The 12,428-nt window shown below is 31.1% G+C and carries 8 protein-coding genes and 1 tRNA gene; 6 read left to right on the forward strand and 3 right to left on the reverse strand.

Annotated features, from left to right (window positions below):
* Positions 1–37 precede the first annotated feature (37 nt).
* Positions 38–110: transfer RNA gene (locus D6T69_RS00085), tRNA-Met, on the reverse strand.
* Positions 111–205: 95 nt separating this feature from the next.
* Between D6T69_RS00085 and era the strand changes: the two genes are divergently transcribed.
* Positions 206–1,132, forward strand: coding sequence for a GTPase Era (era, locus tag D6T69_RS00090; protein WP_262706671.1), 927 nt, complete (start codon positions 206–208; stop codon positions 1,130–1,132).
* Here the strand turns inward: era and D6T69_RS00095 are convergent.
* Entirely contained in the window at positions 1,129–1,638 is a 510-nt protein-coding gene (locus tag D6T69_RS00095) for a GTP-binding protein (RefSeq protein WP_125065874.1), read from the reverse strand. The two genes, era and D6T69_RS00095, sit on opposite strands and share 4 nt — an antisense overlap.
* Before the next feature lie 104 nt (positions 1,639–1,742).
* Between D6T69_RS00095 and der the strand changes: the two genes are divergently transcribed.
* From der to D6T69_RS00115, 4 genes are all read left to right on the forward strand, one after another.
* The gene (gene der, locus D6T69_RS00100) at positions 1,743–3,050 is read left to right on the forward strand and encodes a ribosome biogenesis GTPase Der (RefSeq protein ID WP_125065875.1); all 1,308 of its coding nucleotides are present in this window, start codon (positions 1,743–1,745) and stop codon (positions 3,048–3,050) included.
* A 78-nt stretch (positions 3,051–3,128) separates the two neighbouring features.
* Positions 3,129–5,903 carry an outer membrane beta-barrel protein gene (locus D6T69_RS00105; protein ID WP_125065876.1) on the forward strand — a complete coding sequence of 925 codons (2,775 nt, stop codon included), beginning with the start codon at positions 3,129–3,131 and terminating at the stop codon, positions 5,901–5,903.
* Positions 5,904–6,087: 184 nt separating this feature from the next.
* The gene (locus tag D6T69_RS00110) at positions 6,088–7,488 is read left to right on the forward strand and encodes a hypothetical protein (protein WP_125065877.1); all 1,401 of its coding nucleotides are present in this window, start codon (positions 6,088–6,090) and stop codon (positions 7,486–7,488) included.
* Between the two features lie 201 nt (positions 7,489–7,689).
* Positions 7,690–10,074, forward strand: a complete 2,385-nt coding sequence (locus tag D6T69_RS00115) for a GAF domain-containing protein (RefSeq protein WP_125065878.1) — start codon at positions 7,690–7,692, stop codon at positions 10,072–10,074.
* On the opposite strand, the gene D6T69_RS00120 is transcribed toward D6T69_RS00115, so the two are convergent.
* The gene (locus D6T69_RS00120) at positions 10,075–11,310 is read right to left on the reverse strand and encodes a Pycsar system effector family protein (RefSeq protein ID WP_125065879.1); all 1,236 of its coding nucleotides are present in this window, start codon (positions 11,308–11,310) and stop codon (positions 10,075–10,077) included.
* A gap of 95 nt (positions 11,311–11,405) precedes the next feature.
* On the opposite strand from D6T69_RS00120, the gene D6T69_RS00125 reads away from it, so the two are divergent.
* Positions 11,406–12,425, forward strand: coding sequence for an XdhC family protein (locus D6T69_RS00125; RefSeq protein ID WP_125065880.1), 1,020 nt, complete (start codon positions 11,406–11,408; stop codon positions 12,423–12,425).
* The last annotated feature ends 3 nt before the right edge of the window (positions 12,426–12,428 follow it).

A 12,428-nucleotide genomic window follows, 5' to 3' on the forward strand; every position in this document is an offset into this window, starting at 1 on the left:
CGTAAACAATCCGTTAGTTTTCAATTCTTTAGCTCTGTAGCGGGAGCAGGACTCGAACCTGCGACCTTCGGGTTATGAGCCCGACGAGCTACCTACTGCTCTATCCCGCGATTTGCGGTTGCAAATATACATCCTTTTTCTTGTTCTGCCCAAATAAAAAAGCATTTATTTTTCATATAAAGATATCCCTTTAAATAACAAGCACATAAAAAATAAATACTTCTTACACAAAACAACCTATCTTTGCACTATGACACATAAAGCAGGATTTGTAAATATTATTGGAAACCCAAATGTTGGGAAATCTACCTTGATGAACGCACTAGTTGGTGAAAAACTATCTATCATCACTTCAAAAGCGCAAACTACTAGACATCGTATTTTGGGGATTGTTAATGGAGACGATTATCAAATTGTTTTTTCGGATACTCCAGGAATCATAAAACCAGCTTATGAATTGCAAGAATCTATGATGGATTTTGTAAAATCTGCCTTTGAAGATGCTGATGTTCTTATTTACATGGTAGAAGTTGGTGAAACAGCTCTTAAAAACGAAGCTTTTTTCAACAAAATAATTAATAGCAAAATTCCAGTAATTTTGCTGTTAAACAAAGTTGATAAATCGACTCAAGAAGAGGTTGAAGCTAAAATTGAATACTGGAAAAAGAAGGTTCCAAATTCTTTTGTGTATGTAATTTCTGCTCTTGAAAACTTTAATGTAGATACCGTTTTTTATAAAATTATTGAGCTTTTACCAGATTCTCCTCCTTTTTACCCAAAAGATCAGTTAACCGATAAACCTGAACGCTTTTTTGTGAATGAAAAAATTCGTGAAAAAATTCTTCAACATTATAAAAAGGAAATCCCTTATTCTGTAGAAGTTGAAACTGAAAGCTTTGTTGAAGAAGATAATATTATAAAGATCCGTTCTGTTATTATGGTAGAACGTGAAACACAAAAAGGAATTATCATCGGACACAAAGGAAGTGCAATCAAACGTGTTGGAACTGAAGCCCGCAAAGACCTTCAGCAATTTTTTGACAAGAAGGTGTTTTTAGATTTACATGTAAAAATCAATAAAAATTGGCGATCTAACGAACGTCAATTAAAACGATTTGGATACAAAGACTAACCTTTTATTCTTCGTAACAACTGTTTAGTGTATTCTTTTAATTCATCCATTTGTTTTTTCCCTGTTGATTTTCCTAGGCTTCCTACCAAGTATAAAGCAACCCATACAATAGGTAAAACAACCAGCATTACTATAGGCAGCATTGTTATTTTTTTTAACGACCAATTGCTGTAAGCTATAATCGCAAAAATCACAAAAGCTGTTCCCACCAAAAAGTGTAAAAACATGAAAAAAGTCCACACTTGAGGTTTGGGACCAAACAATCCTTTTATATTTGATGAAGTTTCTGAAACCTCTTCTATTTCAATATGCAATTGCGGTGACCACAAATGAGATTCATTTTCTGGTACATCAATTACCACATGATTGTCTACAACCTTCATTTTATACTTAGAAATATCGTTTAAATGCTTCTTTATTTCTTCTAACAAAACCTGAGAATTTATTTCATACTCTAATTGAAAACGAGGTTTTAAAAAAATCTGGTTGTATAATTTATCATCCATTAAATAAAATATTAGGTGCCAACAATATAGCAAAAACTATATACTATCTAAAAAACATTACAAATCATATACTAAATTGTATCTTTGCACAAATTTTTTGCAAAATGAGTATTATTGCGATTGTAGGAAGACCAAATGTAGGTAAATCCACTTTATTTAACCGATTAGTAAAACGTCGTGAAGCTATTGTTGATTCTGTTAGTGGAGTTACAAGAGATCGTCACTACGGAAAATCTGAATGGAACGGAAAAGAATTTTCTGTAATTGATACTGGTGGTTATATTGTTGGATCTGATGATATTTTTGAAGGAGAAATACGTAAACAAGTTCAGTTAGCTATTGATGAAGCTGATATTATTGTTTTTGTAGTTGATGTTGAACAAGGTATTACCCCTATGGATGCTGAGGTTGCCAAAATTTTACGTCAGGTTGAAAAACCATTATTTATGGCTGTAAACAAAGTTGACAATGCAATGCGTGATGCTGATGCTGTTGAGTTTTACAACCTTGGGTTAGGAGACTACTACACTATTTCTTCCATTAATGGAAGCGGAACAGGAGAGTTATTGGACGCTATTGCGGAAGAAATTCCTGAGCCTGAAGAAGACGAAGAAAAACAAGATGAGTTACCTCGTTTTGCTGTAGTTGGACGTCCAAATGCTGGTAAATCATCATTTATTAACGCTTTAATTGGTGAAGATAGAAATATTGTAACCAATATTGCAGGTACTACACGAGATTCTATCGATACAAAATATAATCGTTTTGGTTTTGAATTCAACCTAGTTGATACCGCTGGAATTAGAAAAAAATCAAAAGTAAAAGAAGATTTAGAGTTCTATTCAGTAATGCGTGCTGTACGTGCTGTTGAACATTGTGATGTTGCCGTATTAGTTATTGATGCAACTCGTGGATTTGAAGGACAAGATGAAAAGATATTTTGGCTAGCCGAGAAAAACAGAAAAGGAATTGTTATTTTAGTAAATAAATGGGATTTAGTTGAAAAAGAAACCAATACTATGCGTGATTTTGAAGCTAAAATTCGTCAAGCAATTGCTCCTTTTACCGATGTTCCTATCGTATTTATTTCAGCATTAACAAAACAACGTATTTTTAAAGCTATTGAAACTGCTGTTGAAGTTTTTGAAAATAGAAAACGTCGTATTCAAACAAGTAAGTTAAACGAAACGATGTTAGAAATTATGGAGCATAATCCGCCTCCAGCAACAAAAGGTAAATTCATAAAAATAAAGTACTGTATGCAATTACCGACGCATACACCACAGTTTGCTTTCTTTGCTAATTTACCTCAGTATATTAGAGACCCTTACAAGCGTTATATTGAAAATCAGTTACGCGAACATTATAACTTTAATGGAGTACCTATTAGTATTTATTTCAGACAGAAATAAGTTTAACAATATTTAACTCTTAGAAAGTAGTTTTTTCTTTTTATTTGTAGCTCTTTGAAAATCATTTTGCTATAAACAATGAAAAAACTACTTTTTATTTTTACCTTATTACTTACTAGTTCAATTTTTGCTCAATCCTATCCGTTCAAAATTACTGGTACCATTAATTCTGAAAAAGACAAAACTGCTATTGAGGCAGCAACAGTTCATGTAGAAAAAGCTAGAGACAGTTCTATTGTTACTTATACTATCTCTAACGACAAAGGAAAGTTTTCTTTAGAGGGCAAATCTTTTAGTAAAGACGTAAAGCTCTTTATTTCTTATGTTGGAATGGACAGTTATTCCAAATCAATACAACTAGACAAAACCTCTAGCCTTGATTTAGGCACCATATTTTTAAAAGAAGAAAGTAATATACTTAGTGAAGTAGTTATACAATCACGAGCTCCAATTACCATTAAGAAAGATACTCTAGAATTTAATGTAAAGTCTTTTAAAACCAAAAAAGATGCTAACGTTGAAGATCTTTTAAAAAAATTACCTGGTGTTGAAGTAGATGAAGATGGAAAAATTACTGTAAACGGGAAAGAAGTTAATAAGATTTTGGTTAATGGGAAGCCTTTCTTCGGAAACGACCCAAGCATTACTACTAAAAACCTAACAAAAGACATTATTGAAAAAGTTCAAATAACCGATACTAAATCTAAATCAGAAGCTTTTACTGGTGAAAAAGGAGATGCAAATAACAAAACTATAAACCTTACCATAAAAAAAGAAAATAATAAAGGTTGGTTTGGTAGAGTATCTGGTGGCGCTGGAACCGACAAACGCTTTGAAGGAGCCGCCATGATAAACCGTTTTGATAACAACCAACGATTTAGCGTATTAGCCAGTACAAACAATATTAATTCTCCAGGATTTAGCTTTGGAGAAATTCAAAAAATGTTTGGAGGAGGCGGTAATATTTGGCTAGGTGGAAACGGCGGTTTTAGTATTAACGGAAGACGTTTTGGCGGTGGTAGTGGTATTATAAAGTCAAAAACCGCTGGTGCAACCTATGCTGATGAATTTAGCAAAGGTTTAGATGTAAACGCCAACTATTTTTACTCTGGAAGTACTTCTAACAACGAATCAAAAAGCAATAGAGAATATACGCTTCCAGACAGGAAGTACTTTTCTAACTCAACTACTATTTCTGATGATGAAAATCACAATCATAGTTTTGACACTGATTTTGACATTGAAATAGATTCTACATTCTTAATCAACATTAAGCCTACTTTTGTATTTAATAAAAGAGAAGGAAGTAGTCGTAGACAAGAAGAATCTTTAGATAAAGACAACACACTTACTAATAGCTACGTGAGCTCTGCTTACTCTAAATCGGAAGCAAACAATTTTCAAAACAGATTAGATATTACAAAAAAACTAGGAGCAAAAGGTTCGTTTATTAAAGCCTCAATAAGTAATCGTATTGACAAAGCAGATACCGAAGAAATTAATAAGTCTACAATTGAAACTTTTGGAAGTAACCCTAGTACAGAAAATAGAGACCAAAAAAGCACTATTGAAAACAACTTAATGGGACTTACCACACGCCTAACCTATCGTTTTCCTCTTATTGCCAAAAAATTCTTTTTAGATACTAAGTATCGTTATCAACGTGATGAACGAGAAAACAAAGAAAACACCTTTGATTTTAACTCAACAACGCAACAGTACAGTGATTTTAATACTGGATTAAGTTCTGACTTTATATACAACGATATTACTAAAATTCCCTCTGTAGAATTGGTATACAGAACTAAAAAATGGCGTTTAAATTTTGGAACTGGTTTTGTTAACAGAACCTTAGAAAACAATGATAAATTACGTCCTGAATTGAGCTTAAAAAAAGAATATAATAATTTAGATTTAGATGCTAGTTTCAGATATAGATTTGACTCTAAAGCTTCTATTTATTTTGATTATCGTTTAAACAACAGTGCTCCTAGTATTAATCAAATTCAACCTTTTACTGACGTTACCAACCCTTCTAATATTATTAAAGGTAATCCAAACCTAAAACCAACTCAAAACCATAGAGCCTATATTAATTTTAATAAGTTTAACTGGCAAGCTCGAACAGGATTTTGGTTTTATTTAAGCGGTACTCTTTATGAGAACCAAGTAATAACAAATACTTCTATCGATGATGATTTAGTAAGAAACACTACCTATGAAAATACAGATGGCGGTTATGATTTTTGGGGAGGTGGTAGCTATAGTAAAAAAATAAAATTAGATTCTATTGTAAGTCTTCAACTTAGAGCTGGCACAAATATTAGAGCTAGCAAAAACTTTAACATTATAAATGACATCAAGGAGGGAGCTAAAACAACTTCAATAAGTCCTGTTTTTAGAGCTACTTTAGATTGGGATAAGGTTGCTTCTATTGAAGGAAACTATGATATTTCTTTTTCAAATACTAAATACGACGTTAACACTGATCAAAATCAAAATTTCACTAGACATTCTGTTAATATAAGAACCAAAACTACTGTTCCTAAAAAATTAGAATGGAGAAATGATATTCGCTATACATACAACCCTAACGTAATTGGATTTAATAAATCTGCTTGGTTTTGGAATGCTACCCTAGCCTACTCTATCTTAAAAGATCAAGGTACTATTAGTTTAAAAGCTTATGATTTATTGAATCAAAACACCAACGCCCAACGTAGAGCTACTTCAAATTATATAGAAGATTCTGAAAGCACCGTATTACAACAATATTTTATGCTAGGGTTTAGTTGGAAATTCAATAGCTTAGGCAAGAAAGGAAAAATAAAAAATTACGATTTCCGTTTTTAAATCTCCATTCAAAAAAAAACTATAAATCCCTTATCAAAAACTGGTAAGGGGTTTTATTTTTTAACCCTATACCTAAGCATTATATTTAACATATAATTTAACTTTTCACCCCATTTATATCGTTCCCTTTTTTTGTTAATTTATCCCAATATTTACTTATTTAAATTAAAAAATTAGCTATACAATGCACAAATACAATTTATACAAATTAACAGCAATAATCCTATTCTTCATATCTTGCTCTAAGTCAGAAGACAATCAGCTACCTCCTTCTGCGCAACTAACTGTAAAAATTAGTTCAACTAATCCGTTAAACAGCAAAATAGAATGGACTAATACTGATAATTCACAAAACAAAACCACCTATTACGACCTTTACTTAGGCGATGAATTAATCGCTGAACATATTGACGGGAACACTTTCGAGTTTGAAGAACTTAAAGGCTTAACTGAATACCAAGGTAAAGTAATCGCCAAAGACATAAATAACAAAACTATTACTTCTACTGAATACAAGTTTTTTACTGATAAAAAACAATTTGAAGGTAATGTAGAGTTAAAAAGTCAAGAAGATATTGACAATTTTACCTCAAAAGGATACAATATTATTAATGGAAACTTAATTATAAATGGAGAAGCTTCCAACATAACAACCCTTTTTAGTTTTACCGACCTTAATCAAATAAATGGTGATTTGTTTGTTGTAAACACCACACTTGAAAACTTAAACGGTTTGGAAAATACAACATTAGCTTCTCCTGATGCAAGACTTGTTATTATTAACAATGATGAGTTAACAAATATTGAAGCTGTACCTAATGTTACTAGTGTAAGTTCTCTTCGTATTTTAGGTAATAATTTATTACAAAGTTTAAACGGGCTTCATAACTTAAAAACTATTCAACAAGAATTATCAATTGGCTTAAACCCTGCAATAACCAATTTAAATACGTTACAGAACTTAAGTTTTGCACATAAAATAAACATTACGGGAAATGAGGCTTTAGAAAATTTACATGGACTAGAACAAATAAAAGATATAAACACTATTGTAATTAAAAATAATACTTCTTTAAAAACTATGGAAGGTTTACAAAACTTAACATCTTGTGAACTATATTTTACTATTGAAAATAATGATCAACTTCATAGTTTAAAAGGCTTATCTAAATTAACAAGTACAGCTGCTATTAAAATTATAAACAATGCTTCATTAAATAACATTTCTGATTTATCAAACTTAAAATCTGTGAGCTATTTAATAGAAATAAAAAACAACATCAAGCTAATTTCTCTTGATGGTATTCAAAACGTAGTTTATGATAATAACTTAACAGGAAAGAAGCTTTTTATTCAGAATAATCCTGAAATTACAACCTTGGAAGCTATTTCTAATTACACCTTTGAACGTGGAGTTATTAATATTTCAAACAATAGTAAACTTGATAACTTCTGTGGATTAAAAAAGTTACTAACCGAAATTAAGCATAAAGATTTTGATGAAAATAGCTTTATTTATAACAATGCGTATAATCCTAGCTCAGAAGATATTTTAAACGAAAAATGCTCTTCCGCTCGTTTTTAAGCTTAACTAAACACGCAAACAACCGTAACAATTAGTAACACACTCAATCGTTTTTATTTTAAACATTTTTTATGGAAACGATTGTTAAAAATTAAAAAACAGTGACTTTAAAAGCTACTGTTTTTTGAAAGGGAATGGTAATAAAGACGACTACATGCTTACAATTTTGTAAATTTGTACAGACTCATTTTTTTTCATTCCATGAATATAAGACGAACAAAAGACATTCTAAATATAGAGCTTCCTTTTAAACTTAAAATAAGTTTTGAAAAAATTGTTGCTTTATTTCAAAAGTATGCGGCTAAAGAGCATGAGAGACATCCGTATCATGAGTCTTCTAAAAATATAGTTAAAGAAGCAATAAAAGCTCCTGAGTTAATAGATGGTTTTTCTGATGAATCTATATTAGAAAAACATAAGGACACTATTGAGTTGTTACTAGAACCTTTATTTCCTGAGTTACTATTAGAAAATGAAATTAAGGCAGTTAGTATTCCGTTTACTTTTACTTCTTTCAAGTTTACAAATCGATTTGAAAAAATATTACAAAATGCCGGAGAAGACTATGAATTAAAAGTTCGTCATTTTGAAGATGATTTAATGTATAAATACGCTTGTAGTATCATATTAACAGATGTTTATAACTATTCCATCGACATAAAACGCCCCTTTTATTTTGATATTCCTGATAAAACAACCAACACAGTAAAAAAATATCGTGCAGCTTTTAATGCTGATTTCATGGAGATTTATCCAACTGAAAATGCTCCGAAAATAACTGAAGAAGATATTAAGTTTTTACTTGACAATTTTGATGATATTGACGTTTGGAAAGAAAAATTCCCTCCTGAATCCTACATCTTTAAGGGATTTGGAATAATGAATCTATTTGATGTTACAACCGATGAAATTATTTCAGAAATAAGAACCAGTCTTATAAAAAAAGACGACGATCTGGTTAGTACACTACAAGGAATATTTCGCAGGTTTTTTGGCATAAATGACTTATCTCTTGGATTTTCCATTTTCGAAACCGACTCCAACAATTTTTCATCTTCACATATAAATAAAGAAGAAAGCCTTGTTTTAAACTATGAGAAAGATGTTTCTTGCGATTGCATTTTCTGTAATTATATTTTAGAAAAACTTTTTATAAACAAAGAAACCCTTGCCATTTCAGATGTAGAAAAGTATGGTAAACAAACCGATAACAAGAATTTTTACCACCGTTTAAAAGACAAAAATATTGGTAGTATTATTTTAGTTCCAATACAAGCTTCAACTAATAACAGCTTAGCGATTATTGAATTTGCTTCGCCAAGACCTTTTGAACTAAACTCTATCAATCAAAATAAACTACAAGACTTGATTCCGCTGTTTAAAATAGCGGTTGATCGTTTCTCAGAAGAGCATCAAAATGTACTTGAAGCTACAATTCAGGAAAATTACACCTCAATTCACCCAACTGTAAAATGGCGTTTTTATGAGGCTGCTGAAAGATTCCATAGAGAATCATATGAAGCAAAGGAAAAAGTTAAAATTGAGGATATTATTTTTCCAGACGTGCACCCTTTATATGGTCAATCTGACATTAAGGGTTCTTCTATAGCTAGAAACACGGCTATTAAAGAAGATCTAACTACTCAACTTTCTTTAGCCATTTCTGTTTTATTAGAGGCCTGTAAAGTTGAAAGCCTTCCTATTTATAAAGAATTACGATTTAGGGTTGAAGAATATTTATCAGAAGTAAAAAAAGGATTGAAAGCTGGTGATGAAATAGCCATTTTAGATTTTTTAAAACGCGAAATCTACCCTGTATTTAATCATATAAAAATGGTTAATAACGATTTAAGCTTCTTGGTAGAATCATATATCAATCGTTTAGATCCTAACTTACAAGTAGTATACGAAAAGCGTAAAGCTTATGAAGATAGTGTTACTTTACTAAATGATAAACTGGCTTCTTTTATTGACGCTAGACAAGAAGAAGCACAACAAATGTTCCCTCATTATTTTGAGCGTTATAAAACCGATGGTGTTGAGTATAACATGTACATAGGGCAGTCATTAACTAAAGAGAAAAAATATGACGACTTATACTTATACAACCTTAGGTTATGGCAATTACAAGTAATGTGTGAAATGGAAAATGTCGCCTTGAAAGCTACTGAAAAAATGGAACACAAACTCAGAGTTGCTTCGTTAATTCTAGTACATAGCAATCCGTTAGCAATTAAGTTTAGAATGGATGAAAAACAATTTGATGTTGATGGCGCCTATAACATTCGTTATGAAATTATAAAAAAGCGTATTGATAAAGCTCACATTAAAGGAACCAAAGAGCGATTAACTGTTCCTGGTAAAATAGCAATTGTATACTCTCAAGACAAAGATGCTGAAGAATATTACAAGTACATTAAATATTTACAATCTAAAAAACTACTAGGCAGCGTAGAAAAACTAGACATTGAAGATTTACAAGGTGTTTCAGGGTTAAAAGCATTGCGTGTAGAGGTTATCTACAATAAAAATTTTGATACTCAAAAAACAATGACTATTGATGAACTCATCCAAGAGTTCAAATAACTATTGCAATAACATTGAAACAACTTCTCCTACTTTTGACGCTTGTTGTTCTTGTATATAAAATGCAATTGCAAACGATATTACACTTACTAAAATACCAATCATAAAAACAGTATACGTAATTCGTAGTAACTTATATTTTCTATTTAAAACCAATCCTAAGAAATATAAATCTTTGGTAAGAGAACCATACAAATAATCGCGGTCTTTCATCATTTCGCTCATAGCCCAATCAAAATCTGGCAACTTCATTTGATGAAAGTTCCCAAAGAATAAAAGGTTTACTTTTTTGTTAGCTACATCCTCTTTAGTAAACTTTCCTTCAGTAACATTAGGTCTTGTTGCTAAAACTGACAATACAATTGATATTACTGTAAAAAACACAAAAACTATGGTAGGTGTAATCAAATAATGATTTGACGGATTATCTAATTTTGGAATTAACGTCGATAATGTCATCGAAATAATAATTGCATTTACAGATAGTAAAATATTTGCCTTTGTATCAGCAATATCGCTTAACGTAATATGATTACGAAGCGCTACACGAAACATAGTTTCAATACCTCGTTCTGGTAATTCAATTTTATTTTTTTTATACGCTAACTCCTCTTTTTTCTGCTTTAACTTAGCTTCTTCTTGTGTCTGCTTTTGTTTCCTTTTTAAAAGCTGAGCTATATTTTTACTCTTTTGTTTTTCCCAAAGTTTAGAAGCTTTACTGGTGTAAAAACGATGTTTTGTTAAAAATTCAAGATTAGAATCATCCCATTCAACCGTTTTTATTTTTTTTCCACATACTAACTCCCTTTCCTTTCGCAGTAACTCATTAAAATCACTATAATTTTTACTTCCAACATGAGAGCAATCAGCGTCTCTTAAAACCTTTTCTAACTCAGTTACAGGTTTAGCTCCCATTTTCGTTGAAGCTATTAAGTTTGAAACCTCATCAATAACCTCTTCTGATGCTTCTTTACCTTGTAAAAAATCTGTTGCTATTTTTATACTTTCCTCTTCATGATTTTCAGGATTAACCGTATATCCAACATCATGAAACCATCCTGCTAGTGTTAAAAATTGTATTTGTTCTTCTGAAAAATTTTCTCCTTCAATTAACTCAAGTGATTTTTCAACCACTCGTTGAGTGTGAGCTATATTGTGATATACAAAGTTTTTATCTAATTTCTCACTTAGCAAATCAATTACAAACTGCTCTGTTTCTTGTATCAAACTATTCATGAAAAAGGTTTTTGCTAAAATAATAAATTATTAACCACTATTAATTTTTAATAGAGTGATAAAAAAGCGTACTTTTAAAAGAGTTTTTTATATAAATGACACACGAACTTAAAGAAATAATACAACAAGCAACTATAAATCAGCAACAAGGTATACAAAATGTTTTGGCAACAGTTGTAGATTTAGACGGCTCTTCATATAGAAAACCAGGAGTTAGAATGTTACTATCTTCTGACGGAAAAATAATTGGAGCCATTAGCGGAGGCTGTGTTGAAAAAGAAGTACAACGTAGAGCACAATCGGTTTTTGAAAACAACAAACCTAAAGTAATAACCTATGATGGTCGTTATCGTTTAGGTTGCGAGGGAATATTATATGTTCTTTTAGAACCTTTTAATCTTTCAGCTGAATTTATTCATGCTTTCTCAGAAAACAACATTCAAAGAAAACCGTATAACATCACATCTTATTTTCAAAAAGAAGATGAATCTTATGGTAATTTTGGCTCTGTAATTCAATTTAACAATCAACAAACCTATTCTTTTAATAAAGAGTTTTATCCTGAAAAAACAGACCATTTAACTAGCTTTAAACAAACCCTACAACCGCTATTTCGTTTACTTATTATTGGCGGCGAGCATGATGCTGTAAAACTTTGCACTCAAGCCACTCAGTTAGGCTGGGAAGTTGATGTTGTTACTTCCATTAAGGATCCAAAAGAATTAACCGACTTTCCTGGAGTTAAATCGGTAGTTGCACAAACTCCAGAAACAATCCAACTTTCTCAAGTAAATAACAATACTGCTGTTGTTATTATGAATCATAATTTCACATATGATTTGCGTTGGTTGATTAAGTTACAAGAACAAAATCCTATTTATATAGGTATTTTAGGTGCTGCTAAACGACGAGAAAAACTATTTAACGAACTGTTTGAATTTTCACCCGATATTACTGATGAATTTTTAGATAAAATTCATACCCCTGCTGGATTAAATATTGGAGCAGAAACCCCAGAAGAAATTGCTTTATCAATCTTAGCAGAAATATTATCAGTAATTCGTAACAAAGAAGTTTTTTCTCTTAAAAAGATTACTGGACGAATCCACAATTAATAT

This window comes from Tenacibaculum singaporense (genome assembly GCF_003867015.1).
In the GTDB taxonomy this organism is placed as follows: Bacteria; Bacteroidota; Bacteroidia; order Flavobacteriales; family Flavobacteriaceae; genus Polaribacter; species Polaribacter singaporensis.

What these genes read in the sequence shown, in the direction of transcription:
- D6T69_RS00095 (WP_125065874.1), bottom strand. Translation starts at nt 1,638, where the DNA reads ATGGATGATAAATTATACAACCAGATTTTTTTAAAACCTCGTTTTCAA.
- der (WP_125065875.1), top strand. Translation starts at nt 1,743, where the DNA reads ATGAGTATTATTGCGATTGTAGGAAGACCAAATGTAGGTAAATCCACT.
- D6T69_RS00105 (WP_125065876.1), top strand. Translation starts at nt 3,129, where the DNA reads ATGAAAAAACTACTTTTTATTTTTACCTTATTACTTACTAGTTCAATT.
- D6T69_RS00110 (WP_125065877.1), top strand. Translation starts at nt 6,088, where the DNA reads ATGCACAAATACAATTTATACAAATTAACAGCAATAATCCTATTCTTC.
- D6T69_RS00115 (WP_125065878.1), top strand. Translation starts at nt 7,690, where the DNA reads ATGAATATAAGACGAACAAAAGACATTCTAAATATAGAGCTTCCTTTT.
- D6T69_RS00120 (WP_125065879.1), bottom strand. Translation starts at nt 11,310, where the DNA reads ATGAATAGTTTGATACAAGAAACAGAGCAGTTTGTAATTGATTTGCTA.
- D6T69_RS00125 (WP_125065880.1), top strand. Translation starts at nt 11,406, where the DNA reads ATGACACACGAACTTAAAGAAATAATACAACAAGCAACTATAAATCAG.